Origin of the sequence: Aureimonas sp. SA4125, assembly GCF_019973775.1 — a bacterium.
Taxonomy (GTDB): Bacteria; Pseudomonadota; Alphaproteobacteria; order Rhizobiales; family Rhizobiaceae; genus Plantimonas.
Window position 1 is genome coordinate 1882604 of record NZ_AP025032.1, and the last position, 25716, is coordinate 1908319.

At 62.8% G+C, this 25716-nt stretch carries 24 protein-coding genes; 12 read left to right on the plus strand and 12 right to left on the minus strand.

The window, feature by feature from the left end; genetic code table 11:
- Window positions 1–72 precede the first annotated feature (72 nt).
- A complete protein-coding gene (gene hisD / locus Sa4125_RS08690) occupies window positions 73–1362 on the minus strand; it encodes a histidinol dehydrogenase (RefSeq protein ID WP_224006015.1) in 1290 nt (429 codons plus the stop codon).
- Between the two features lie 137 nt (window positions 1363–1499).
- Here hisD and Sa4125_RS08695 point away from each other — a divergent pair, with 137 nt between their 5' ends.
- The 5 genes from Sa4125_RS08695 (at window position 1500) to Sa4125_RS08715 (ending at window position 6455) form a co-directional block, all read left to right on the plus strand.
- Complete coding sequence (locus Sa4125_RS08695) at window positions 1500–2069, plus strand: cupin domain-containing protein (protein ID WP_224006018.1); 570 nt, start codon at window positions 1500–1502, stop codon at window positions 2067–2069.
- Between the two features lie 185 nt (window positions 2070–2254).
- The gene (locus Sa4125_RS08700) at window positions 2255–3304 is read left to right on the plus strand and encodes an ABC transporter substrate-binding protein (protein WP_224006021.1); all 1050 of its coding nucleotides are present in this window, start codon (window positions 2255–2257) and stop codon (window positions 3302–3304) included.
- Window positions 3305–3407: 103 nt separating this feature from the next.
- Window positions 3408–4478 carry an ABC transporter ATP-binding protein gene (locus tag Sa4125_RS08705; RefSeq protein WP_224006024.1) on the plus strand — a complete coding sequence of 357 codons (1071 nt, stop codon included), beginning with the start codon at window positions 3408–3410 and terminating at the stop codon, window positions 4476–4478.
- Window positions 4475–5656 (plus strand): ABC transporter permease, encoded by a 1182-nt coding sequence (locus tag Sa4125_RS08710; RefSeq protein ID WP_224006027.1) that lies wholly within the window; start codon window positions 4475–4477, stop codon window positions 5654–5656. Before Sa4125_RS08705 ends, Sa4125_RS08710 begins: the two co-directional genes overlap by 4 nt.
- A gap of 1 nt (window position 5657) precedes the next feature.
- Window positions 5658–6455 (plus strand): ABC transporter permease, encoded by a 798-nt coding sequence (locus tag Sa4125_RS08715; RefSeq protein ID WP_224006030.1) that lies wholly within the window; start codon window positions 5658–5660, stop codon window positions 6453–6455.
- Window positions 6456–6670: 215 nt separating this feature from the next.
- Here the strand turns inward: Sa4125_RS08715 and aqpZ are convergent, their stop codons facing one another.
- From aqpZ to Sa4125_RS08730, 3 genes are all read right to left on the minus strand, one after another.
- Window positions 6671–7408 carry an aquaporin Z gene (gene aqpZ, locus Sa4125_RS08720; RefSeq protein WP_224006033.1) on the minus strand — a complete coding sequence of 246 codons (738 nt, stop codon included), beginning with the start codon at window positions 7406–7408 and terminating at the stop codon, window positions 6671–6673.
- A gap of 134 nt (window positions 7409–7542) precedes the next feature.
- Entirely contained in the window at window positions 7543–8160 is a 618-nt protein-coding gene (locus tag Sa4125_RS08725; protein WP_224006036.1) for a ferric reductase-like transmembrane domain-containing protein, read from the minus strand.
- Entirely contained in the window at window positions 8141–8656 is a 516-nt protein-coding gene (locus tag Sa4125_RS08730) for a twin-arginine translocation pathway signal (protein ID WP_224006039.1), read from the minus strand. The genes Sa4125_RS08725 and Sa4125_RS08730 overlap by 20 nt, the downstream gene beginning before the upstream one ends.
- 598 nt (window positions 8657–9254) lie before the next feature.
- Between Sa4125_RS08730 and Sa4125_RS08735 the strand changes: the two genes are divergently transcribed.
- Together Sa4125_RS08735 and Sa4125_RS08740 are read left to right on the plus strand one after the other, a co-directional pair.
- Window positions 9255–10315, plus strand: a protein-coding gene (locus Sa4125_RS08735; protein WP_224006042.1) for an IS630 family transposase whose coding sequence is annotated in 2 segments (ribosomal slippage) — window positions 9255–9747 and window positions 9747–10315 — 1062 coding nt in all. Because the reading frame shifts where the segments join, the coding sequence is not laid out codon by codon here.
- 15 nt (window positions 10316–10330) lie between these two features.
- Window positions 10331–10894, plus strand: coding sequence for a hypothetical protein (locus tag Sa4125_RS08740; protein ID WP_224006045.1), 564 nt, complete (start codon window positions 10331–10333; stop codon window positions 10892–10894).
- A gap of 12 nt (window positions 10895–10906) precedes the next feature.
- On the opposite strand, the gene Sa4125_RS08745 is transcribed toward Sa4125_RS08740, so the two are convergent.
- On the minus strand, window positions 10907–12115 hold the full coding sequence (locus Sa4125_RS08745; RefSeq protein ID WP_223998612.1) for an IS256 family transposase: 1209 nt from the start codon (window positions 12113–12115) through the stop codon (window positions 10907–10909).
- A 124-nt stretch (window positions 12116–12239) separates the two neighbouring features.
- Between Sa4125_RS08745 and Sa4125_RS08750 the strand changes: the two genes are divergently transcribed.
- The 3 genes from Sa4125_RS08750 to Sa4125_RS08760 all read left to right on the plus strand — a co-directional run bounded on the left by Sa4125_RS08750 (window position 12240) and on the right by Sa4125_RS08760 (window position 15176).
- Entirely contained in the window at window positions 12240–12389 is a 150-nt protein-coding gene (locus Sa4125_RS08750) for a hypothetical protein (protein WP_224006048.1), read from the plus strand.
- 241 nt (window positions 12390–12630) lie between these two features.
- Window positions 12631–13179, plus strand: coding sequence for a hypothetical protein (locus tag Sa4125_RS08755; RefSeq protein WP_224006051.1), 549 nt, complete (start codon window positions 12631–12633; stop codon window positions 13177–13179).
- Window positions 13176–15176, plus strand: coding sequence for an AAA family ATPase (locus Sa4125_RS08760; protein WP_224006054.1), 2001 nt, complete (start codon window positions 13176–13178; stop codon window positions 15174–15176). Before Sa4125_RS08755 ends, Sa4125_RS08760 begins: the two co-directional genes overlap by 4 nt.
- Window positions 15177–15323: 147 nt before the next feature.
- Here Sa4125_RS08760 and Sa4125_RS08765 read toward each other — a convergent pair whose 3' ends face one another.
- From Sa4125_RS08765 to Sa4125_RS08795, 7 genes are all read right to left on the minus strand, one after another.
- Window positions 15324–16007, minus strand: a complete 684-nt coding sequence (locus tag Sa4125_RS08765; RefSeq protein WP_224006057.1) for a winged helix-turn-helix domain-containing protein — start codon at window positions 16005–16007, stop codon at window positions 15324–15326.
- Between the two features lie 291 nt (window positions 16008–16298).
- A complete protein-coding gene (locus Sa4125_RS08770; protein ID WP_224006060.1) occupies window positions 16299–17591 on the minus strand; it encodes an MFS transporter in 1293 nt (430 codons plus the stop codon).
- A 267-nt stretch (window positions 17592–17858) separates the two neighbouring features.
- Window positions 17859–19442, minus strand: coding sequence for a hypothetical protein (locus Sa4125_RS08775; protein WP_224006062.1), 1584 nt, complete (start codon window positions 19440–19442; stop codon window positions 17859–17861).
- A 93-nt stretch (window positions 19443–19535) separates the two neighbouring features.
- A complete protein-coding gene (locus Sa4125_RS08780; RefSeq protein ID WP_224000747.1) occupies window positions 19536–21068 on the minus strand; it encodes an IS66 family transposase in 1533 nt (510 codons plus the stop codon).
- Between the two features lie 57 nt (window positions 21069–21125).
- On the minus strand, window positions 21126–21482 hold the full coding sequence (gene tnpB / locus Sa4125_RS08785; RefSeq protein ID WP_224000737.1) for an IS66 family insertion sequence element accessory protein TnpB: 357 nt from the start codon (window positions 21480–21482) through the stop codon (window positions 21126–21128).
- Window positions 21479–21913 carry a transposase gene (locus Sa4125_RS08790; RefSeq protein ID WP_224000735.1) on the minus strand — a complete coding sequence of 145 codons (435 nt, stop codon included), beginning with the start codon at window positions 21911–21913 and terminating at the stop codon, window positions 21479–21481. The genes tnpB and Sa4125_RS08790 overlap by 4 nt, the downstream gene beginning before the upstream one ends.
- A 22-nt stretch (window positions 21914–21935) precedes the next feature.
- Window positions 21936–23144: a winged helix-turn-helix domain-containing protein gene (locus tag Sa4125_RS08795; RefSeq protein WP_224006066.1), complete on the minus strand. Its 1209-nt coding sequence runs from the start codon at window positions 23142–23144 to the stop codon at window positions 21936–21938.
- Between the two features lie 220 nt (window positions 23145–23364).
- On the opposite strand from Sa4125_RS08795, the gene Sa4125_RS08800 reads away from it, so the two are divergent.
- Window positions 23365–24573: an IS256 family transposase gene (locus Sa4125_RS08800; protein ID WP_223998301.1), complete on the plus strand. Its 1209-nt coding sequence runs from the start codon at window positions 23365–23367 to the stop codon at window positions 24571–24573.
- A 572-nt stretch (window positions 24574–25145) separates the two neighbouring features.
- Window positions 25146–25646 carry a DUF2188 domain-containing protein gene (locus Sa4125_RS08805; RefSeq protein ID WP_224006070.1) on the plus strand — a complete coding sequence of 167 codons (501 nt, stop codon included), beginning with the start codon at window positions 25146–25148 and terminating at the stop codon, window positions 25644–25646.
- Window positions 25647–25716: the final 70 nt, after the last annotated feature.

Below are 25716 nucleotides of genomic sequence, written 5' to 3' on the forward strand. Positions count from 1 at the left end.
AGATACGGCGACGTCAGCGGTCCCTCCGGCGGGTCCCGGCCTGCTCGCGACCGCGTCTCGCAGCGGCGGCGATCAGCGTTCGAACTGCTGACGGGCAGGGCGCAGGGCCGCTGCGCGCCGATGTCCCTCCAGGCCCTCGCTGGCGCTCTGCCGGATCGCCGCTGGCGCCACGGCGGCAACGCCTGCCGGTTCCAGCCATTGATGCGTGCAGATCTTGACGTAGGAACCGACCCAGAGACCGCCGGTGTACCGGCCGGCACCCATGGTCGGCAGCGTGTGGTTCGTGCCGCAGCACTTGTCGGAATAGACCACGCTCGCCGCCGTGCCGATGAACAGGGAGCCGTAATTGCTGAGACGCAGCGCGAAGGCGCGGGGATCGAGCGTGTGCACCTGCAGGTGTTCGGCGGCGATGTGGTCGGAATAGGCGATCATGTCCGCCTCGTCCGTGCAGAACACCACCTCGCCCATGCGCCGCCACGCCTCGCCGGCGACCGAAGCGGTCGGCAGATCGAGGAGCTGCCGTTCGACCTCGGCGATGACCGCCTCGCCGAGCGATCGGTCGGTGGTGATCAGCCCGACGCGGGTGCGCACGTCGTGCTCGGCCTGCGCGAGAAGGTCGGTGGCGATCATCTCGGCATCACCGGTGGCATCGGCGACGACGTAGATCTCGCTCGGGCCGGCGAGCTGGTCGATGCCGACCGGGCCGAAGACCTGGCGCTTGGCCTCGTTGACGAAGGCGTTGCCAGGCCCGACGATCTTGTCGACGGCGGGGATGGTTTCGGTGCCATAGGCCATGGCGGCGATCGCCTGGGCGCCGCCGATGCGAAAGATCCGGTCAGCCCCGGCAAGATGGCATCCCGCGATCATCGCGGGATGGGCACCCGGCGGCAGGCAGGCGATCACCTCCGCGCATCCCGCGACCTTGGCCGGCACGATGGTCATCACCGGGGCCGACAGAAGCGGATAGCGCCCGCCGGGCACGTAGCAGCCGACGCGGCGGATCGGGATCACGCGATGGCCGAGATGCAGGCCCGGCAGCGGCTCGACCTCGAGCGGCAGGATCGTCGCCAGCTGCGCCTCGGCAAAGGCGCGGACATTGGCGATGGCGAATTCCGTGTCGGCACGGGTCTGCGGATCGAGGTCGGCCAGGGCCTGCGCCCGCTCCTCCTGCGTGACCTCGAAAGCCTCCATCTCGATCTTGTCGAACTCGGCTGCGTAGCGCCGGACGGCCGCGTCGCCTTCGGTCCGGACGGCGGCAATGATCGCCTTCACGATGGTCTCAACCGCAAGCCCGTCGGCGTTTCCCGATTCCGGGGTCTTCAGCGACTGGATGCGGGAGAAGAGATCGACTGAAGCGGACATGCGCGTGGGCCCCGGGAGATGAAACGCCCGAAGGCTCGCAAAGCGCAGCTTGCTTCACAAGCAGGAAGGCCGCATACGTTCAATATTCTCACCAACAGTGCAAAAATCTGCACAACAAACCGGCAGGCCATTTTGCGGTGCAACCAGGGGGGCGGATCTTGCCGGCGATCGGAGCGGGAATAAGGGAATTGCGGCGGCGCCGGCAATTGTCGACGCGGCAGCTGGCGGTGCGCTCCGGCATCTCGCACTCGACCATCTCGCTCCTGGAGCGCGATCGGCTCAGCCCTTCCGTCGATACGCTGAGCGCCATCCTCGAAGCCATGGGGTCGACGCTCACCGGATTTTTCTCCGAAGTGGCGGCTAGCCTCCCGCATTCGCCCTTCTACCGCCGCGACGATCTCGCCGAGATCGGCCGCAGCGACGGCATCTCCTACCGCATGGTCGGGATCAACCATCCGAACAGGCATCTCCTGATGCTACATGAGCGATACGCGCCGGGGGCCGATACCGGGAAGGCGTTCTCGCATACCGCGCAGGAGGCGGGGGTGGTGATCCGCGGGGCGGTCGAGGTGACGGTCGGGGCGGAGATGCGGACACTTGGCGTCGGCGACGCCTACTACTTCGACAGCCAGACGCCCCATCAATTCAGAAATGCGAGCGGCGAGACCGCGGAGATCATCAGCGCCATCACCCCGCCGACCTATTGAGCCGGGCGGATGAACTGGCCCGATAAGCTGGCCGAAAATCGGCAAGACATGCCGTTTTCAGGAAAGTGAGGCGCTGACCGATTGACGTATCGTTGACTATATTCACCGGCGTTCTTTCGGTTCTGCGCACCCGCCGGCTTTTGTGGTTCAGTCAGGCATTGCCGAACTCAACTGAGGAAACTGTGATGCACAAGACCACATTCATCAAAACGATCGGCGGCGCTTTGCTCGGCAGCCTTCTGGCCCTCAATCCGGCTGCGGCCCGCGACCTCACGGTCGTGTCCTGGGGCGGCAACTATCAGGACGCCCAGCGCGAGATCTACTTCAAGCCCTTCGCCGAGAAGTCCGGCAAGCCGGTGCTCGACGAGTCCTGGGATGGCGGCTACGGCGTTCTCGCCGCCAAGCTCCAGGCCGGAACGCCGAACTGGGACCTCGTCCAGGTGGAGACCGAGGAACTGGCGCTCGGTTGCGCCGACGGCATCTACGAGACGGTCGACTGGGAAAAATTCGGCGGCAAGGACAAGTTCATCGACTCCGCCGTCAGCGACTGCGGCGTCGGCGCCATCGTCTGGTCCACCGGCCTCAGCTACGATGCCGACAAGCTGACGACTGCGCCCGCGAGCTGGGCCGACTTCTTCGACACCACGAAGTTCCCCGGCAAGCGCGGCCTGCGCAAGGGCCCGAAATACTCGCTGGAATTCGCCCTCATCGCCGACGGCGTGCCGCTTGCGGACGTCTACAAGGTGCTGGCGACCCCGGAGGGTGTCGATCGCGCCTTCGCCAAGCTCGACACCATCAAGGGCGACATCACCTGGTGGGAGTCAGGCGCCCAGCCGATCCAGTTGCTCGCCTCCGGCGAGGTGGTCATGACCTCGGCCTATAACGGCCGCCTGACCGGCATCAACAAGTCGGAAGGCAAGAACTTCCAGATCGTCTGGCCCGGCAGCATCTATGCGGTCGACAGCTGGGTGGTCTTGAAGGGCTCGCCCAACAAGGACGCCGCCTTCGACCTCGTCGCCTTCGCCAGCGCGCCGGAGAACCAGACGAAACTCCCCGACTTCATCGCCTACGGCCTGCCGAACAAGGCCGCGGGCGAGGCCCTGAAGCCCGAGGTCGCCGCCACCCTGCCGACCGCGCCTGCCAATCTCGACGTGGCGATGCCGCTCGATGGCGATTTCTGGGTCGACAACATCGAGGCGATCACCACGCGCTTCAACGCCTGGGTCGCACAGTAAGTGCAAGCGTCGCCGCCGCGCTGCGGCGGCGATCACCACCTTCCGCCGCAGGCACGTGGCTTGCGGCGGAAGACAACGAACCGCGACGACAGGTGGGCCGAGATTGACGCATTCCTACATCCACTTCCACGAGGTCTCGAAGAGCTACGGCCCGATCCAGGTGATCGAGCAGTTGAACCTGGAAGTCGAGAAGGGCGAGTTCCTGTCGCTGCTCGGGCCTTCGGGCTCCGGCAAGACCACGATCCTGATGATGCTCGCCGGCTTCGAAGCGCCGTCCGCCGGCACGATCTGGCTCGACGGCCAGCGCATCCATGAACTGCCGCCGCACCAGCGTGGCATGGGCGTGGTGTTCCAGAACTACGCGCTGTTCCCGCACATGACGGTCGCCGAAAACGTCGCCTTTCCCCTGCAGATGCGCGGCCTGCCCCGGGCCGAGATCGCCACGCGCGTCGCCGCGGCGCTCGACCGCGTGCAACTCGCCCATCTCGGCAGCCGCAAGCCCGAGCAGCTCTCCGGCGGGCAGCAGCAGCGCGTCGCCTTGACCCGCGCCTTGGTCTTCGAGCCGAAGGTGGTGCTGATGGATGAGCCGCTGGGCGCGCTGGACAAGCAGTTGCGTGAGCAGATGCAACTGGAGATCCGTGCGCTGCACCGCCGCCTCGGCCTCTCCATCGTCTTCGTGACCCACGACCAGAGCGAGGCGCTGACCATGTCGGACCGCGTTGCGATCTTCGACAGGGGCCGTATCGCGCAGATCGGCCGGGCATCGGACGTCTACGACCGGCCAGCCAGCCAGTTCGTCTCGCAATTCATCGGCGAGACCAATCTTCTCCCCGGCACCGTCTCCGGCCGCGCCGGCGGGGACATGTCGATCGACCTCGGCGGCTTGCGCATCATGGCCTCGCCCCCGGTCGCGCCGCCGGCGGATGCAGGCGCCGTGGTCGTCTCGATCCGACCGGAGCGACTGGCGCTGGGCGAGGCTGCCGCTGGCCACGTCAATCGTCTGGATGCGATGGTCGACGACGTCGTCTACCAGGGCGACCACCTGCGCCTGCATCTGTCCGCCGGCGCGCTGAAGCTCGTCGCCCGTTCCGAGCGCGCCGGTGCGGCGCCGGGGATCGGCAGCACCACGGCGGTCGGTTTCGCCGCGGCCGACTGCTCGGTCTTTCCAGAATGAACCGGGCCGCATCCGGCCGTCTGACAGCGGCAGCGCTCGTTTCGCCGATGATCCTGTTTCTCGCCGTGTTCTTCTTCTGGCCGCTCTGGACGATGATTTCCGTCTCGGTGCATGACGACGCGATCGCCCGCGCACTGCCCCTGACGGCGTCAGCCATCGGCGAATGGGACGGCGAGGGCCTGCCGGGTCGGGAGGTCGAGACCGCGCTCCTGGCCGATCTCAAGGCGAGCGAGGCGAGCGTCGTCGGCCCGGCGGTGCGCCGGCTCAACAGCGACGTCGCGGGTTTTCGCTCGCTGATGGGCAAGACGACCAGCGCCGCGAAGGACGCTGCCGACGTGAACGCGGTGGACTTCGCCGGCATCGACCCAAGATGGGCCGATCCGCGCTTCTGGTCGGCGATCCGCAGCGGCGCCTCGGCCTATACCGACCGCAATCTGCTGGCCTCGCTCGACCTCACGCGGAATGCGGCGGGATCGATCGAGAACATGCCGGCGGGAAGCTCGGCCAACCGGCTGATCATCTGGCGCACCTTCTCGATCGCCGGCCTGATCACTCTCTGCACCCTGGCGATCGGCCTGCCCTATGCCATGCTCGCTGCCGCCACCACCGGCTGGAAGCGCAACGCGCTCCTGCTCGCCGTTCTCCTGCCGCTGTGGACATCGCTCCTGGTGCGCACCGCTGCCTGGTTCATCCTCCTCCAGGACCAGGGCATCATCAACCGGACTCTCATCGATCTCGGCCTGATCTCCGGACCCCTGCCGCTGATCTTCAACCGTGTCGGCGTGATCATCGCGATGACGCACGTGCTGCTGCCCTTCATGGTGCTCCCGATCTACAGCGTCATCTCGACCATCCCGAAATCGCTGATGCCGGCAGCCGCCTCGATGGGCGCGAGCCCCTTGCGCGCCTTCTGGCGCATCCTGTTGCCGCTGAGCGTCCCCGGCATCCTCGCCGGCTCGCTGCTCGTCTTCATGGTGGCGCTCGGCTACTACATCACCCCGGCCCTGGTCGGCGGGCCGAACGACCAGATGATCTCCTCGGTCATCGCCTTCTATGCCCTGCAGACCGCCAACTGGGGCATGGCCGGTGCGCTCGGCCTCATTCTCCTCGTCGTCACCACCATCCTCTATCTCGTCTACGGACGGCTATCGCGCTCCGGCGCGCCGACGGGAGCCTGACATGCTGCGCAGCTTCCAAGCCGTCTTCGGCGTCGCCGCCATGGCCTTCCTGCTCCTGCCGCTGGTGTCGATCCTGCCGCTCGCCTTCACCTCCAGCATCTTCCTGAACTATCCGATCCCCTCGGTATCGCTGCGCTGGTTCGAAATGCTGGCGGAGGCCGATGTCTGGCGCATGTCGATCGTCAACAGCCTGATCATCGGCCTGTCGGCGACGCTGCTCTCGGTCGTCATCGGCACCATGGCAGCGCTCGGCCTGCATGGCGCGCGGCTGCCCTTTCCAGATCTTCTGCGCACCATCTTCCTCTTGCCCATGGTCGTGCCGGCGGTCGTGCTCGGCGTCGGCCTGCAGATCTCGCTGGTCAGGCTGGGCCTTGCAAACTCTTATCTCGGCGTGATCCTCGCGCACACTGTGCTCTGCGTGCCCTTCGTCATCGTCAGCGTCTCGACCGCCCTGCAGGGCATCGATCCCCGCATCGGCCGCGCTGCCGCCAGCCTCGGCGCGTCGCCCGTCACCGTGTTCCGCCGCGTGACGCTGCCGCTGGCTCTGCCCGGAATGGTCACCGGCGCGGTGTTTTCCTTTGCCACGTCGCTCGACGAGGTGGTGCTGACGCTGTTCGTCGCCGGCCCGAACCAGCGCACCCTCGCGCGGCAGATGTTCTCCTCGATCCGCGAGAACATTAGCCCCGTGGTCGCGGCCGCGGCAGCGCTCCTGATCGTGGGAACGCTCCTCCTGGCCGGTCTCTCCGTCCTGCTGAACCGCAAGAAGCGCAAGATCGGGACCGCGGGCGCGCCGGAATAGAGTTTACGCGGCCCAGTATCGCCTCACGCTGTCGCGGATCATCGTGCCGGTCTCGCCCAGAATCGCTGATCTCTCGACGGGGGGGCGGCTTGTCGCGCCACCGGTCTGATGAGAAGACGGCGACGATAACCGCGGCCCTGCAGGGCCTTGAACGCGGTCTCCCCGCCACGCCAATCACGAAAGGCTGCGGATGATTTGTCTGTGACGCGGGCCGTCTACGCCGCGCGTTCCTCGACGACGATCGTATCGACGATGCCGGCCGGCTCGTAGAGCCACTTGGCGAGCGCGCCGGCGACCATCGCCCCGAGGATCGGTGCGATCCAGAACAGCCAGAGTTGTCCGACATACTCGCCGCCGGCGAAGAGAGCCGGCCCCGTGCTGCGCGCCGGGTTGACCGACGTATTGGTGACCGGGATCAAGATCAGGTGGATCAGCACCAGGGCAAAGCCGATCGGGATGCCCGCAAAGCCTGTCGCGGCTCCCTTGGACGTCGTCCCGATGATGATGAACAGGAAGAAGAAGGTGGCGAGGAACTCGGCGAGGAAGCCGGCCCCGAGCGAGAACTTTCCGGGACTCAACTCGCCGTATCCATTGGACGCGAACCCGCCCGGCACCCAGTCGGCACGGCCTGACGCGATCACGTACAAAATGCCGGCGCCGAGGATGGCTCCCAAGACCTGGGCGACGATGTAGGGCAGGACATGCTTGTTGGCGCAGCGTCCCGCCGACCAGAGCCCCAGCGTGACGGCAGGATTGAAATGGCCGCCGGATATGTGGCCGACGGCATAGGCCATGGTCAGCACCGTCAGGCCGAAGGCGAAGGCGACGCCGAGAAAGCCGATACCCAGTTCCGGAAAGGCGGCCGACAGCACCGCCGCCCCGCATCCGCCGAAGGTTAGCCAAAACGTGCCGAAGAACTCGGCGCTGCCCCGGCGAAGCATGTCATTGTCCATTGGTCACGTCCCCTGATCACTTCCGCTTGATCGCGGTCAGGAGACGCCGAAAGTCCCGCTGCGTCAAGCTTCGAAAAGGTGACCTTTGCGGCACGGGGCGTTTGAGCCCGCGCTACCCGCTTGCGCCCGTCATGTCATTGCCTGGTGACGATCCGGCGGCCCAGGACGGCCTTCGAAAGGATGGCGCCGGCTGCCACGACGATGAACACGCAGAGCACCTGCTTCGATGTCTGTCCCATGACACCGTCGATAAGGACGGCGTGGACGACACTGCCGATCACGATCGCCACGGCAAGAACGCTGTGGGCGGCCTGCCAGAGGCGAGGGCGCAGTTTTCGCCGGAAGGCCGCAAGGCACGCCGTCAGGATCACGGCCCAGAGGCCAATGACCCCGTAGACGGCGAAAGGGGTCGGTGACGCCAGGAGAAGCGCGTCGACGATGTCCTCGGGACTGGTGAGGTACAGCCCGCCGACATGCAGCACGACGAGACCGGTGATCGCCGCGCCGACCCACCGGTGCCATCGCCTCTGCGCCAGCGCATGCCCGAGGGGCAGAAGGCCACTGATCAGGAGAGGCTGCAGAAGCAGGAGCACGAGGGCGACGACGCCCGCCATGCCGCCGATGATCCAGAGCGCGTCGCGACTGGCTTGCAGTGGACTGGCCAGGGCGACGGCCAGCGGCACGACGGCGACCCCGGCCACGACCAGCCAGACCGCCGCGCGCCTGAAAAATTCAGCTGCCGGCGGCGTCATCGGCAACCGGGGCGAGGTTGAAGTCGACCTGGATGCTCGTGTCTTCGCGGCTCTGCAGCAGCGGCCGCAGGAACACCGGGGCGAACAGTTCGTCGTCGTAGGACATGTGGATGTGCGCCTGGCCGAAATTGGGAACGACCGGGGAGGTTTCCAGACGGAACGTCCCGTCTGCCGCCGTCATCACGCTCCCGCGGTTGCTGGCCTCGCCCTCGCCGCCGCGCTCGGTCGAGGCCCAGATCTGCACCCGGACATTCCCGAGCCCTTCGCAGGTCCCCGCTTTTCTGACGGTGCCCGACACCACGAAACCCTTGCCGAGATCGTCGACGAGCGGCGCGTCGGGGACGAAATTGTTCTTGCCGCCACGCATCGTCTCCGTCGCGGCGCACTCCACTGCCGCGGCAGTCTGCGCGGCCGCTGGCACCGTCATCGCGCCGATGGCGAGAAAGAAAGCGCCCGCAAGCAGGGCTGCGGGCTGGTCGTTTCGAGCGCTGGTCATTCGTGCGTGTCTCCGGCGTAGAGGGTTGGGATGCCGACCGATTCCATCAACCTGGTTCGGTACTCGACCCCGATCTTGTCTTATTGCGCCAGAACATAGGTCAACGTGAGGCATGCCGCTCGTACCTCCCGGACTATTGACCACGCCGTTAGCGAAATCAGTCAACCTGAAGGTCTCAATGGTCTAAGTTTTGACACTGCTATCGGCTGCAACATTATGGGCGGAGACGCAGAGAGTTAGCCCGCTTTCCGCGTAGCTATTTCCTTAAAGAGTCGACCACAGACAACACGCCGCTCGATAGAATTTTTGGCTTCTGGCGAGAGCGTTTCGCCAGCCGAATCTCCCCGGCCTGGCGGCTTATTTTGCAAAATTGAGATAGTTCATCGGCCGAGTCGTAATCTCTAAGGATCCAGTCGGGTAAAAGGAAGTAGGAGGCAAAAACGTTTGCTTGCCATTCTGCGCTGCAGTATGTAGGTAGCTTTTTCTGTAGTTTATATTTGTCTGGGGCGCGATTTATACCAACGTGCGCCGTTTCTGACTCGTATGGGATTCCCAGATCGAGGAAAGTCTGAATCATTGAGGCAAACGGAGGTTTGCCATGGTGAGACCCATTCCGCTGCGCGTTGATTTTGACGGTCTTGGCCTGCGTCGTCTGGCGCGGGAGACCAAGGACGCCAACCAGGCGCGCCGTCTTCTGGCGCTTGCGACGATCTACGATGGAGGCTCTCGTTCCCAGGCGGCCGAAGTGGGCAGCGTCACTGTGCAGATCGTGCGTGACTGGGTCGTACGGTTCAACGAACGAGGTCCTGTGGGTCTCGTCAACGTCAAGGCGCCGGGCAGTTCCTCCAAGCTGAATGACAAGCAGCGCCATGCCTTGGCGAAGATTGTGGAGAGCGGCCCGATCCCGGCGATCCACGGCGTCGTGCGCTGGCGGCGCAAGGATCTGGCGCAGTGGATCTATGAGGAATTCGCCATCTCGTTGGACGAGACCACGGTCGGGCGCGAACTGAAGGCGCTTGGCTTTGCCAAGCTCTCGGCGCGTCCGCGCCACTATGCGCAGAACGAGTTCGAGGTGGATGCTTTCAAAAAAACTTCCCCGCCGAACTGGCAGCCATCCAGGCCAAGCTCCCGAAGGGTACCGAGATCGAGCTCTGGTGGGCTGATGAAACCCGCATAGGGCAAAAGAACAAGATCACCCGCCGTTGGGCCCGGCGCGGCACGAGACCGTCCGCGCCGCAGGACCAACGCACCATGTGGGCCTATATCTTCGGCGCCGTCTGCCCGCAGAAGGGCAAGGGTGCCGGCCTCGTCCTGCCCTACTGCGACACCGGCGCGATGAACCAGCACCTGGCGGAGATCTCACGCGCCGTCGATCCTGGCGCCCATGCCGTGCTGATCCTCGATCGCGCCGGCTGGCACATGACGCCCAAGCTCGTCGTGCCCGAAAACATCACGCTGCTCTTCCTACCGCCTCACGCGCCTGAGTTGAACCCGGTCGAGAACGTCTGGCAGTTCATGCGCGACAACTGGCTCTCAAACCGCATCTTCATCGACTACGACGACATCGTCACACACTGCTGCGAGGCCTGGAATAAGCTCGTCGACCAACCCTGGAAAATCATCTCCATCGGCATGCGTGACTGGGCACACAGGTTCTGATCAGCGCTTGTTGGTATGACGTCGTCACTTCGTTGGCTGGCCGATCGCATGCCGGGAATCCCGACGATCTACGTCCCGGGAAATCACGACTTCTACCGCAACGGCGGTCCGGACGGCTTCACGATCAACAGCGAGATCGACGACGGACGGGAGCTGGCTGCGAAGACCGGGGTCCATCTTCTGATCGACGACACCATCGAGTTGGCCGGATACAGGTTCCTCGGCTCGACACTGTGGACGGATCTTCGCGCTTGCCACTCGCGTGACCTAGCCCATGCGTGCGGCGAGGCCCGCCGAGGGATGAACGATTACAGACGCATCCATCGCGCCTCGTCCACAAGGCGGTCGCGCAGGCTGCAACCTAGCGACACGCTCGCCATGCACCGCCGATCGTGGATTTTCCTGTCCGACCAGTTCCGGGCGGGCGATGCCTCGCGCACCATCGTCGTCACACACCACGCGCCCAGCATAGCTTCTCTCCGGGATCCGTTCGAGCCCCTGAACCAGTGCTACGCCTCTGACCTCAACGCCGAGATTCGGTCGTGTCCGTCAACGTGGTGGAAATTGGGGTGTAACTGAAGCGGCTCGGTTTCAGGCGGCTGCGGTGGAAATACGTACGGTTTCGGGCTTGGTGCTGTTGGACATGAGTTCGGCCATGGGTTCGGTCTGCATGTAGCGGTTTTGCGTCTGCCATTCGTCGTTGGCCTCGAGGAGGACGGCGCCGATGAGGCGGATGATGGAGCCCTCGTTCGGGAAGATGCCGACGACATCGGCGCGCCGCTTCACCTCCTTGTTCAGGCGCTCCAGGGAATTGGTCGAATGGATCCGGGTCCGATGCTGACCGGGAAAGTCCAGATGCGCCAGCACGTCGGTCTCGCTGTCGTCGATGAAGCTGCCGAGCTTGGGACACTTTCCCCGGAGCTGGTCGGCGACGTGGCGCAGCGCCTGGGCCGCGCCGGCGCGATCGGGTTGGATGAAGGCCTGGCGCAGGGCCGCAGCCGCCATGCTTTGCTGCGCCTTCGGGACATAGGACAGGGCGTTGCGCATCCAGTGGACGCGGCAGCGCTGCCAGGAGGCGCTGAACACCCGGCGGATGGCGGCCTTCAGCCCTTCATGGGCATCCGATATCACGAGCTTCACGCCGGAAAGGCCGCGGCGCACGAGGCTCTTGAGGAAGGTCGACCAGAAGGTCTCCGCTTCCGAGGGCCCGATGTGAAGGCCGACGATCTCGCGCTTGCCGTCGGTGTTGACGGCGACAGCGATTATTGCCGCCACCGAGACGATACGGCCGCCTTCGCGCTGCTTCAGGTAGGTCGCGTCGAGCCAGAGATAGGGCCAGTCGCCGGTGAGCGGGCGATCGAGAAAGCCGCCGACGCGGTCGTCGATATCTTTGCACAGCTTCGACACCGTGCTCTTGCCGATCCCCGACAGTCCCATGGCCTGCACCAGATCGTCGACGCGACGCGTGGACACGCCGCTGATCCAGGCCTCCTGGATGACCGCGACAAGCGCCTTCTCCGAGAGCTTTCTCGGTTCCAGGAACGGCGGAAAGTAGCTGCCTTGTCGAAGCTTGGGGATGCGAAGCTGCAAGGAGCCAAGCCGGGTATCGAACGAGCGGTCCCGGTAGCCGTTGCGATAGGTCGCCCGTTCCAGGGTGCGTTCATGGCGCCCGGCGCCGATCATGCCCTCCACGTCGGCCTCCATGAGAAGCTGCATCACGCTCTCGGCTATCGTCCTCAGGAAATCGCCGTCTCCGGCTTTTGCCAGAAGCTCGGCAAGCGGTAATCTGTCCTCGGTCATCGGGTGCTCCGGTCAGGTTGAAGTCTCGCAACTCCACCTTAGCCGGCCAATCCGGTGGCCACCTCCGTCGCACCATCTGAGATCCGAGTTTCCACCACCAGCGCGGACACTACCCGAGATTCTCATGTGGCGACCGGCTTTGTGGGTCCATGGCCACATCCACCAGGCCTGCGACCATCGCATCGGGGACACGCGCATCCTCTGCAATCCGGCAGGCAGGGCGGAGGAAAATACCGGCTTCGACGCCGGCCTCGTCGTGACGATGGTCGCATGACGCACGGACCCACCGATAGGAACGGACGAATGCCCCACCACCCGATGCTCAAACCGAAACCGCTCGTCGGCATCTCGCCGACCGTGACCCGCCGGAGGTAGCTCAGCCCCTCCGGTGCATCCTTGCATGAGCCGCAAAGCGGCATCGGAGTGATCATATGAACACCGTCTACGAAGTCCATTTTCCCGACCACCATGTCGATGCGCTGGAGGTGTCGGTCGCAAAGGCCGCCGCCAGTCGCATGGCGTTGTCGACCTTTCACCTCCAGACATGCAGCGAACGCCCGATGTTTCGGACGATTTGCGCTCGCGACCTGGCGCTCCTCCTGAACATCGACGTCAATGTCGCCGACTTCCGCTGCTTGCCAGGCATAGTCGAGGGCACCGATGCCAGTGGAGACAAGCTGCGGCACGTCCCCGACTTCCTGGTGACGTACGAGAATGGTGACCGGGTCTTCCTCGACGCAGACGGCCCAGCCCGCTTCCGTCCCCTGGACCCCGGCGTCGGCTACTCATCGATCGGAGAGGACGAGATCCGGACCGAGCCCCGGATGACAAACGCACGCGAGGCCTTCCGGTATTCGCTGCACCAGGTGTCGATGTCCGACCGTCTACGACTTCAGGCAGCCCTGCGCGACAATCCATCAATTTCCCTCGTCGAGGCATCGACCGCGATCCGCATGTCCGACGACGAATTCGCCTGCATCATTGCTCTGGCCGTGAAGCGCGTCCTTCACATCGACTGGTCCGAAGTGATCGGGCCGGACACCCGCGTGAGGCTCGCACGATGACCGTCGACAAGCTCAGGCACGACCCCATCATCGGGGCGTTGGACTTTGATTTTTGCGAAGACGGCGTCGAAGGCGATGAATCGACGGAAGCCTATCTAAAGGACATGCTCGCCAGAGCCGTCCTGGCCCTCCGACCATCCCAGTTCGTGATCTTCGAGGCGCTTCTTGCCGCCGACAGCACGAAGGCAATCAAGCGGCTCGAGGCGGGCGGCAGGATCTGCGTCGTCATGCGTGTCCCATCCGAAGCGTGGAGCGATTGCACGACGAAGAGCCTCGACACGTTCGTGACCCATCTGGCGCTTGGCACGCAGAATCCGCATCTCGCCTCGATCAAGGTCCACGTTCCCGAGAAGCCTAGCCACAGGGCTCGGAACAAGGCGCCGCTCGTAAACGTGCCGCAGGTGCTGATCGGGATTCAAGTGAGCCATGTTGCCGTGGTGGTCGAGCCCGGGCACGATCTGCCGGACCTGTTCAAGGTGATCGCCGACATCACGCACGATCTGACGAGAATTCCTACGGAGCACTTCGTGGCAGCTCTCCGGCGTCGGTATCCCGACGGCGACATCACCTGGCCGAAGTCGCTCGACGTCGCCGGTGTGAGCCCAGTCCCGCTCGACTTCGCCTGCAGCCGCGGCGAAAATGTCACCGACTGTCTCGAACTTCTCGATGTTCTGGTTCGCCAGGAGCTCGAGGCGTCAGGGAGGTCGCCCCTCTCCGCCACCGGACCGGCACTTGCCGATTTACATGGCTATGGCGAAGCCAAGGAATGGGGCATGCGCCTGGTCGCCGACCTTGCGGAATTCGGCAAGGGCACGTTGCCTTGGTCCGAGATCGATGGCGGTTGCCTGCTCGTCGGGCCGCCCGGCACCGGCAAGACGCTCTTCGCGTCCGCCCTCGCCAAGTCCGCCGGCGTCAACTTCATCTCGACTTCCTACGCCGAATGGCAATCGGCAAAGGAAGGCCATTCCGGCGATGTCATCCGCACGATGCGCGAGCGTTTTGCAGCGGCGGCCAGCGCCGCGCCGGCGATCCTCTTCATCGACGAGATCGACAGCATGGTCGCTCGGGGAACCAGTGCCCGCCATGATGACTGGTGGCGCATGATGGTCAACGCGCTGCTGGAATGTCTCGACGGCACCGGTCGAAGGGAAGGCGTCGTCGTCATCGCCGCCTGCAACGATGCGGATTCGCTGGATCCCGCGATGGTTCGCTCCGGTCGGCTCGACCGGCGCTTCCGGGTCGAGCTGCCGGACGAGGCCGACCTCATCAGGATCTTCCAGCATCATCTCCCCGGCATCGCCGCCGCCGACATCGAGCCGGCGGCGATCGCATTGGCCGGATCAACCTCGGGCGCGGATGCGGCAAGGCTAGCACGCGAAGCGAGAAGCGCCGCCAGAAGGGAAAACCGAGAAGTGACCTCCGTCGATCTGATGACCGCGGCCCTGCCGATCGACCTTCGCCCTTGCGGTCTGCGAAACGTTGTCGCCGTTCATGAAGCTGGGCATGCCATCGTCTGCATGCTGATGGGAAACATGCCTCGCTCCCTGTCCATCGTCCAAAACGGTGACGCCGGAGGCGGCGTAGCGGTCAATCAGCAGATCAACGAGAACCGAATCGAAGACTACGACAATGTCGTTCGGCAGCTGCTCGGCGGTCGTGCTGCCGAGGAACTGATCTTCGGAAAGGTCTCCGCAGGAGCTGGAGGTGGAAGCGATTCCGATCTCGGACGGGTCACGGCGATCATCTCGAATGTCCATGCCCGACTAGGTCTTGGGTCGAACCTGATGTCGACGGACGGCATCGAAGGCGACTTCGTCGAAGGCCGGATCAGGCGTCTCTACGCCGAAACGCAGATGATGCTGGCAGGAGAGAGGGAAGCGCTGTCCGCCTTGGCTTCGCTGGCTCTCATGCGTCGCGTTCTCGGGAACCGTGAACTCCGAGCATTTGCCGACGAGTGGGAACTTTTCGATCCTTATCGAGCCTGCCGCACCATGTGACCAGTCGACCCGGCCGCTTTAGGTCGGGTCGACTTCAAGAAAGCGGCTTCTTACGCCCGTCAAGCAATGTCTGCCATGCTCGTATGCGCTGATGGTCGGCCCCGAGCATCAGCTGAAAATTGTCTCGTATGTGCGACAATCAGCACTCTAAGCATCGACAATCGATGCGTCGGCTTTCCGGTAAGCTATCCCGCGACTGGAATACGCAGGGTTGCCGTCACCGGTATCGCGATTACGAAAAACGTCATGAACCGAAATGGCGCCGGACGAGCTTTTGTGGAAAGCTTCGATGGAGGCGAACGAAAGAACGTTTGCGTCGAAAGGACGCAAAAGGCGACATAGCGCCTCCCTATTTGCCGGATCCTCGTCGATGACGACTATGTCTGGCTTGCGGTGGGAGCGAGCGATTCCGGCCACCCGCCCTGTCAGAAGAGACTCCCTTGCTGCCAAGTCTCCCTGCGTGTCATCGGGAACGAAAAGGTAGCCTCTGCCTGACACTGTCTTGATCCGATCGCGCTCCTCGCCCAGCGCCTTGCGCAGGCAGGTAATCTGAAACCTGAGATTGCTCTCGTCGACGATGGTGGACGGCCAGACATATCGCGCCATGACCTCCTTGCTGACGATCTGCCCCTGGTGCGTGAGGAGCAGCACGAGGAGATCGAAGGCACGGGCTCCCAGGCAAACGACATTGCCGTCGAGGAGCAACGTGCGAGCATTCGGGAGAGCAACGTATCTGCCGAACGATAGCTCGGCACCGACATTCGTCAGCGGACCTGCCGGCTGTTCCTCGATGAGATCGACCACGCTTTTGAGTGTTGCGCCGGTGTGCATACCAATCTCCTCATCTCAATTTTTCGGGAAAAGGCGCGTGCGAGGATGTCTCGACACCGCTCTATCCAATTCCGGTGCCCGCATCCTGCAACTCCAAACCTCCCTTTCAAAGTTATGCGTTGTCATGCGGCGTTAAACGAAGCCACGTCGTGGATGGCGCGAAGCACTGCCGAGTTGCGGCAGGGAGCGCTTCCAGCCACTGCTGGCTTAGGCGACTCGAGCCATCACTTACACAGGTTCGGACTCAGCGAAGCGGCTAGGGCCCGCCCGCCAAACAGGCGTCATGCGGGTTCATCGGTTCGGCTGCACCCGAAAATCAAAATCACCTTTTGTGCGGGCGATGGTCTTCAGCCGGACGGCGACGATCAGGGAAAGGAGAAATCCGATCATGATCACTAGCAGCGGCATGTCGTAGCCCTGTGCAAGGTCATAGGAATAACCGACGAGCGCGGGCCCCAGCGCGCATCCCAACAGGAACATGCCGCAAATTCCTCCTAAAACGGTACCGTATCGATCTTCCGGGAAGTAACGGAGCGCATAGAACGGCAGCAGATCCGCCTCCGCTCCCATGACGAACCCTAGCATCAGAGCCGCAGCGATTCCGAACGATCCGGCATCCACGAACATCACCAGGGAACTGAGCAATGCCACGGTGATCACGACGATCGCCAGATGGTCGACCGGCACACGATCGAGCAAGTAACCGATAAGCAGCCGGCCTGCGATCGCCGCAAGCCCGATCAAGCCGGCTGTGTTCGCTGCCTGAAGGGCGGTCTCGCCGGTGTCGATGAGTATGGGTACGAAGTGTACGACGAGGCCGGCGCTGGGAATCGCGAGAAGGAGAAAAAGGCCGCAGATCTCCCAGAAAAGACGGCTTCGCCACACCGATGGCAAATGTCGCCCTTTCGGGATTTCGGGATCCGGTCCACCGATGTGTTTCCTAGCAACCAGATGACGGCGGATCGGCAATAGGACAAATGCGAGAAAGACAGCGACCCCCAGGGGAAAAAGACTTAGCCACTGATAAGCCGATCGCCATCCCTGCTCTTGAATGATGGGCATCACCGCCGGCGGAATGATGAGCGCACCGAACCCGGCCCCGGTCATCACGATGCCCAACGCGATTCCGCGGCGCCGTTCGCATACGGCCAGTATAAGCTTGCTGAAGCAGAGTCCGGTCGCACCGCTGCCCAAGAGCGCCAGGAGGATGGAGAAGCCGATATAGGTTTCGAGGCTTTCGCTATATTGGCCGATCAGAAAAAGACCAAGAGCGAGCCCGACAAGGGAGCACAGTGCCAAGGCGAGCGCGCCGTATCGATCCAGGATCATGCCAAGAAGCGGCGTCATGGCAGCTGATGCCAATGTGCAGAATAAGGGGCCGAGGGAAGCCTGCCCTCGAGTCAATCCTAGCTGCTCTGAAATCGGCAGTATGAAAAGCCCCGCAGTGTACAGGTAGGTTGCGCTGAAGCCGACGGTCAACCCAAGGAAGCCGCAAAAGACGACGATCACACGCCAAGGGTCGCTTAGACGCTCTGATGAAAAACCAAGCGCCTCCGAAGACACTGGATTATGACTGCGGGCCATGGGCATAACTCTCGAAGAATTCAACCCTGCTGAAGTCTGTGATCTAAAATGGAGTATCGGTTAGGTATCTTCTGATCGAATTTCACCGCATATGAGAATAGCTAACCTGGAGGAGAGTTTTCGTGAGAACTACACAATTCATACTTCCAATCAATCCGATTGCACAATCGGGGGCAGCACTCCGTTCCGCCGACTGAACGATACCGAATGCCCGAGAGGACCGTCGGACATTTGAAGTAAAACGTGCGCGTTCATCTATCGATGCTCTCATGCGGAGGATTCGAGAATTGTTCGAGCCCTGATGAGGTCGGATGTTCCGAAACCTTCTGTGAACCGCCCATAGATTTCGCCAAGGACTTGAACACTGGTACCGTTGCCATCATCGAAACCCAGGCGGGCGAGGCTGGTTGCTGCGCGTAGTTCAAATGACAGCGCGCCTTGACGCTTCGCAAGTGCAAGAGATCTTGTAAATCTGTCACGAGCGGCAATGTTTGCGCCAGGCCCACCCCCAATTAGAATAATCTCGCCTTCAAGGCGTATCAACTCAGCCAAGAACCATTGCTCGTCGAGACGCTCACATAGTTCGATTGCCTTGCCTATGTGAGCCAGACCGGCAGCGACATTTCCCGCTCCTGCATCAGCATATGCCAGTTCTCCCAGGAACCTCGTATGATGCATTCCGAACGACCCTTCTGGCACCCCGACTAATGCTTCAGAAAGAATTGTTGCAGCCCCAGTCGCATCTCCCTGCCGACTTAACAAGGCTCCCTTCCAGCACAGTCCGAAGTACTTCCATGGTCCGTTTTGATCTACGACCGAAATTTCAAGCAAATTTTCAATGTAAGTCTCAGCGGCGAGGAAATCGCCCGTTATCACCGATATTCTACAAGCTGAATATGCAAGGGCGTAGGCGGTAGAAATGTCATGATGAACGTTTTGTGCGATTTCGACGCTTCGTGATGCTATTGTCTTAGCATGATCGGGAAATCCTAGTACCCAAAGTGTCTTTGATAGATTTACACATGCGAGTACAGTCTGATCAATACGGAAGCGTAGTACATCCATACTATATCCTCCCTTTAAATAGGCTTCATAGACTTCCCGCTGGTACTTGCAGGCCTCTTTGAATTGGCCATAATAAAACATTTCAATCGCGTGCATTCGCTTGGCATGAAGCGCATCTTCGACGGAGGGAGACAACCCCGCCAGAGCTTCAAAGCGCTCGTGCAACCGCCTAACTTCCCGCATTTTGCCTTCTCTGAAGGAGACGCTCCACATGCTACCGATCGCCCGCAGCTGATAGTCGATGTCGCAGTTCTTCTCTGCTGCCGAAAGGCAGTCGCGCCACGCCTCGTAGGCTTTCGGTCCACCGCCCGAGGTGTACAAAAGTGACATTCCAAGGCCGGCAAGAAGTTGCACTTCGAACTGTGCATCAGGTGCGAGGCCAGCCGGACGATCTGACAGGGCGGATTGAACGCGACTGCGGCACTCTTCATTCAACGAGAGGTGCGTCAAGAGTGGTACAGCAACCGTTGTAAGGGCATCTCGAAGCCGCCATTCGCGGCTGGAAGACGCCCAGTCCAGGGCTGCACGGAGATTGTCCAACTGCGACTTATATGCCTCGACCCATTGTAAACTCGACCATCCACTGGATCGGACGCTTGCGCTCTGGAAGTAGGTAAGAAAATATTCGGCGTGGCGGCGGCTGACCTGCTCGAGTTCAGCAAGGTCAACCAGTCGCGCCCGCCCATAGGCACGGGCGGACTCCAGCAGCCGATAGGTGACCGTTTCGCCCGAGACATCGGCTGCTACGAGGGAAACGGCAACCAGAGCCGCAATTGACTCTCCCATCTCGGTACGTGAGCTTGCGCCGTCCGAGGCAACGGCATTTCCCGCCTCCAACGTGAAGCTGCCCGCAAGGACGCTTAGTCGTAAGCGTCGTCCTCAAGCCACGTCGGCGAGCGCGTCCGTGGGCCTAAACTGCCATGGCATGAGATCATCGATGCCGCTGTTGGGATGGCCCTTTACGATCAGCGTGATGACGGCGGTCATGTAGGCCTGTGGATCGACGCCGTTGAGCTTGCAGGTTTCGATCAGCGAAGCGATGACGGCCCAGTGGCCGGCCCCGCCGTCGGAGCCTGCGAACAGGGCGTTCTTACGGGTCAGGGCCAGCGGGCGGATCGAGCGCTCGACGGTGTTGTTGTCGATTTCCACACGGCCGTCGCCTGTAAAGAGGCAAAGGCCTTCCCAACGTGAGAGCGTGTAGCGGATCGCCTCGGCGAGCTTGGTCTTCTGGCTGATGAGCGCGAGCTTCTCGCGCAGGAATAGCTCGATCGCGTCGAGGACGGGCCTCGTTCTTTCCTGGCGTGCGTGACGGCGGACCTCGGCCGGTCGTCCCCGGATCTCGGTCTCGATCCGGTAGAGCGCAGCGATGCGCTCCAGCATCTCGGCCGCGATCGGTGCGGGGCCGGCGGCGGCGAGTTCGTAGAACCGTCGGCGGACATGCGCCCAACAGAAGGCGAGCCGGACATCCCCTTTCTCGGCCAGCACCTTGTAGCCGCCATAGCCGTCGACCTGGAGGATGCCGGCAAACCCCTTGAGATGGGCGATGGGCCGCTCGGCCTTGCGGTCGGGCGCATAGACATAGGCAACGGCGGGCGGGTCGCCGCCCTGCCATGGCCGATCGTCCCGGGCATAGGCGAAGAGCTGCCCGGTCTTTGTCCGGCCGCGACCGGGATCGAGCACCGGCGCCGTGGTCTCGTCAGCAAATAATTTCGATGATGCCTTGAGGTGGCCCAACAGCCGCTCGTGGATGGGACGCAGCAGGAAGGCAGCTCGACCGACCCAGTCGGCGAGCGTCGAGCGGTCGAGATGGACGCCCTGGCGGGCGTAAATCTGCGCCTGGCGATAGAGCGGCAGATGGTCGGCAAATTTGGAGACGAGGACGTGGGCGACGGTAGCCTCGGTGGGCATGCCGCCCTCGATCAGCCGTGCCGGCGCCGGCGCCTGGACGACAACGCCCTCGCAGGCCCGGCAGCCATAGCGGGGCCGACGGGTGACGAGCACCCGGAACTGGGCCGGCACGATGTCGAGCCGCTCGGCGACGTCCTCGCCGATGACATGCAGGGCATGGCGGCAGCACGGGCAGGCCTTGTCCTCGATGTCGACGACCATCTCGATCCGAGGCAGGTGGGCAGGCAGCGAGCCTCGATTTGCCCGGCGCTTGGCGGCGCGCTCTGTCCGAACGTCCGGAGCCGCGGCCTCTGCGGCCGCCTCGTCATCGGCTGCGGCCTGCTCGACCTCTTCGAGGCCCAGCAGAAGCTGATCTTCCGGCAGCGTCTCGGCCCGGCGTCCGAAGCGGTGGCGCTGCAATTCCTTGATGATTTGCTCGAGACGTTCAGCCCGCAGACGCTCGGTGATCAGCATCGCCTTGAGCGTGCCGGGATCGTCGGGAAGCGTGTCGGCAGCGGGTGTCATGCCAGAAGTGAATCACCTCCCAACGCCTGCGGCAACAGGCTTTTGTGTCCCCAGAGGTCAGCCTGATGACGACGGGACGCGGCTGGTCTGGACCTCGTGGACTCGGCGCCAGTCGAGGCCTTCGAGCAGCGCCGATAGCTGCGCCGCGGTCAGGTGCATGACGCTGTCCTGGGCCTTCGGCCAGCGGAACTGGCCGTCCTCCAGCCGCTTGGCGACCAGCACCACGCCGGTGCCGTCCCAGAATACCAGCTTGATCCGGTCGGCCCGCTTGGCCCGGAAGACGTAGACCGTGCCCGAGAATGGATCGGCGCCCATCGTCTCGCGCACCAGCGCCGCCAGTCCTTCCGCGCCCTTGCGGAAGTCGACGGGCTTGGTTGCCACCATCACCCGGACCGCGCCCGTCGGCCCGATCACGAACCACACTTCAGCGCCGAGATCACCGCCGCTATCGTCGTTGGGCTCGCGTCGGGGCCAATGCGAACAACGACGCCACAGAGCTCCAGTTCGATCCCGCCGCCGCTTCGAGCCGCAGCCCGCTTGCGGCGCGGCGGCTTCGGCGAATTGTGCGGCACGACACTCGAGGGCGGTTCGACGATGACGGGCACGAAAGCCGGCGAGGCCGCCGAGCCCGCATCGAACACACGGCGTGCCTCACGCCGCCACCCAAAAATCTGCTGCGGCAATAGCCCGTGCCGACGGGCCACTTCCGAAACCGCCGCGCCTGACACCAAGGTCTCCTCCAGGATCCGTGCCTTGTCGTCCGCCGACCAGCGACGCCGTCCCCCAGCCCCGTTGATCACCTCGACCCGGCGCATCGGCTTAAGCGTAATGTCAAATCCAGACACAGAACGATCCTCTTCAAGATCGTCAGACTCGCCTGTCAGGCCACAGCGCGAAAGGTGGAGCCGGGATGACGCTTACGCTTAGTCGTCGAAATACCAGTTGCGATGCAGGCGATAGCAACTGGTAGCTCCAGTCGAATACTGCATTCAAGGTTCGGTGGCGCGGTGGTGCAGTTCGCAGTCCTGTAGACAAAAGCCGAAAGCGATCATCGAGCTCTGTGGCTACGCCTCGTATGCCGAAGGTGCCGACCCTTGCTGTTGCAAGCTCGATCGCAAGCGCCATACCATCCAGCCGGCGGCATATCTCGCCGACGGCTTGTACGTCCTCATCACGCAGCTCGTAGGAGCCGAGCGCAGCATTGGTCCGGTCGACGAACAACTGGACAGCCGAAAAGCTCATCGCATCCGCAGCCGTTAGCGCCGAGCCCTCGGGAGGGACGTCCAACGGGCCGAGAGGATGGACGCGCTCTCCCTTTGCCCCAAGGGGCTCGCGGCTTGTTGCCAGAATCTGGACCTGCGGAGCACGAGACAGGATCGCCTCTGAAAGTGTCGCTGCCGCCTCGATGACCTGTTCGCAATTATCCAGGAGAAGCAGGAGCTGCTTGTCCCGCAGAAAAGCAATGATAGCCGGAACGGGGTCGCTAGATATCACGGGAAGTCCAAGTGATGATGCGACCACGCCGGGAACGAGAGCTGGATCGACGATCGACGAGAGGTCGACGAACCATGCCCCGTCCTTTCGATTCCGGCGCAGGGCAGCCGATGCCGTCAAGGCGACAGTGGTTTTTCCGATTCCGCCGGGGCCCACGATCGTGATCAGCCGGCGGTCGGGCAGTTCCGCAGTCAGGTGCTCAATGAAAGTCTCACGACCGAAGATCCTTACCAGAACTGTTGGCAGCTCGTTCCCATCTGTCCCTGGCAGCTCGCCGGCATCGCGTCTCCCGCCCTGAAGCTGCACAGAAACGGGAGCGGCAAAGCTATAGCCTCGCCCGGCGTTGTTGATAATGAAACGGCGTCCATCCTTGCCATCGCCAAGCAACTTGCGAAGGCTCGCGATCTGCACGCGGAGGCTCCCCTCTTGCACGATGACATCCGGCCAGGCACGCGCAAGCAGATCCTCTTTGCTGACCACACCGCCGGCACCGCGAACCAATGCTGAGAGAATGTCAAAAGCACGGCCACCCAGCGGTACGGGTTCACCGCCTTCGACAAGAAGCCTACGCGACGGAAACATTGTGAACGCGCCGAAGCTAATTATTTCCTCGGCTTCTCCGGATGTAGATATGGCGGAGGATGCAGCAGTATCATTATGTACCACAGCTCGATCCTCAAGGCGGATCGGTAGTGTCCGCGCTCGTGGTGGAAATTCCGACATTGAAAGGTGTGGCTGAGGCGGTCACCGGATAGGGCGGCTAAGGTGGAGTTGCGAGACTTCAACCTGACCGGAGAACCCGATGACCGAGGACAGACTACCGCTTGCCGAGCTTTTTGCGAAAGCCGGGGACGGCGATTTCCTGAGAACGATAGCCGAGAGCGTGATGCAGCTCCTTATGGAGGTCGACGTTGAAGGCATGATCGGCGCCGGGCGCCACGAACGGACGCAGGAACGGGCGACTTATCGCAATGGCTACCGCGACCGCTCGCTCGACACGCGGCTCGGCTCGTTGCAGCTTCGGATACCCAAGCTTCGGCAGGGCAGCTACTTCCCGCCGTTCCTGGAGCCGAGAAAGCTCTCGGAGAAGGCCTTGGTTGCCGTCATTCAGGAAGCTTGGATCAGCGGCGTTTCCACCCGGCGGGTCGACGATCTGGTACAGGCCATGGGGCTGTCGGGGATCGGCAAGAGCACCGTATCGAAGCTGTGCAAAGACATCGACGAACGCGTCGGCGGCTTCCTCGACCGTCCTCTCACTGGCGACTGGCCCTACCTCTGGCTGGATGCGACCTACCTGAAGCAGCGCGAGGGTGGACGCATCGTTTCGGTCGCCGCCATAATCGCCGTGGCCGTGAACACGGACGGCAAGCGCGAGATCGTCGGCCTTCACATCGGCCCCTCGGAAGCGGAGACGTTTTGGTCGAGCTTCCTCAAGAGCCTCGTGCGCCGCGGCCTGTCCGGCGTGAAGCTCGTGATCTCGGATGCTCACGAAGGGCTGAAAGCCGCCATTCGCCGGGTGTTCAGCGCCTCCTGGCAGCGCTGCCGGGTGCATTGGATGCGCAACGCCCTGTCGTATGTCCCGAAGGCGCAGCAGAGCATGGCGGCGGCCGCGCTGCGCCAAGCCTTCGCCCAGCCCGATCGTGCTAGCGCCAGCCAGGCGCTGCGCCACGTCGCCGACCAGCTTCGGGGAAAGTGTCCAAAGCTCGGGGCCTTCATCGACAACAGCGAGACCGACGTGCTGGCGCACATGGATTTTCCCAGTCAGCACCGGACCCGGATCCATTCGACGAATTCCCTGGAGCGCCTGAACAAGGAGGTGAAGCGGCGTGCCGACGTCGTCGGAATCTTCCCGAACGAGGGATCCATCATCCGGCTCATCGGCGCCGTCCTTCTCGAGGCCAACGACGAATGGCAGATCCAGAACCGCTACATGCAGACCGAACCCATGGCCGACCTCATGGCCATGGGCAACACTGCAAAACCCGAACAGATTTCCACCGAAGTCGCCTGAAACGGAGCCGCTTCAGCTACACTCAATTTCCACCACGTTGACGGACACGACCGGCGGATCTGCTTTAAGTGGCGATTTCTTGCTACTAGTCGACGCCCGGGAGCCGATCTGGTTCAAGTCAGGCAAGCCAACAGGCTGGTGGTTCGGCCAGCGCGTCAGGAGGGACTTCATGCTAGACATCATCTCAGATCCCCACTTCAATTGTGCAAGCGGAATGCTCCGTCAGGCCCGCGTCTCGATCCCGCAGCTCGCGGAAGAAGGCAGACTAGCCATAGCCGAAATCAGAGGTGCATTGAACGCAAATTGCTTACATCCAGGAGGCGAGTAAGCCATCTCGCGTGCTAGGCCTCCCTGTCACGAATAGCTGCAGTCTAAAAATGTACTGCACCTTGGCTAGGCCTCCAATGGGAAATGCCATCGCGAGGCACCGGGAGCATGGAGGCATACGACGCGACAACATTGAAACTCAGGACGCGCCGTTTCGCAATGGACTCGATGATAACCTTGCCGCCCGCTGCTAGGTTGTTTTCAGTCAATAGCCCCCCGGGACCGCCAACTATGAGGTTGGCGCGATGGCCAAAGCCTCGAAGGGAAAAGCCGCCAGTCCCTACCGATTGGTTGGCAAGACCTACGACGGGGTAAGGGTTCTCGCGCCGAAGGCGAAGTCGAAGACCTTTACCGAGCCCCAGGTGAAGCGGGCAATCCGAAAAGCACTGGATGAAGTCGGAGGGGCGTCGACCGCTATACCGCTTAGAGAGACGGACGCCCTTCGTGTCGAGCAGCGTGCCGACGGGAAGTTCGGTGTGAAGCGGAAAGGCACCAAGCGGGCGAGCACCGTCGTCGATACCCAGACGGATGCCATCACGAACGCGAAGGACTGGATCCTGGAAAGGCGCCGATCGCGAAGCGCGTCCGTAGATCGAACGCCGGAAAGAAGGGCACGTGGCGCGAGGCGTGAAACGCCCGGCGGGGCGTCAGGCGAAAGAGAAGACTCGGTCCTGAACGACCTCGACGTCTTCATCGACTGCCCATTCGACGACACCTACAATGCGATCTTCAATGCCATCGTCTAAACGGTGGTCAGAGCCGGGTATCGCAGAGGTGGCTCGGTTTGTCTGAACAGGCTCGGCGGCCTGATAAGTG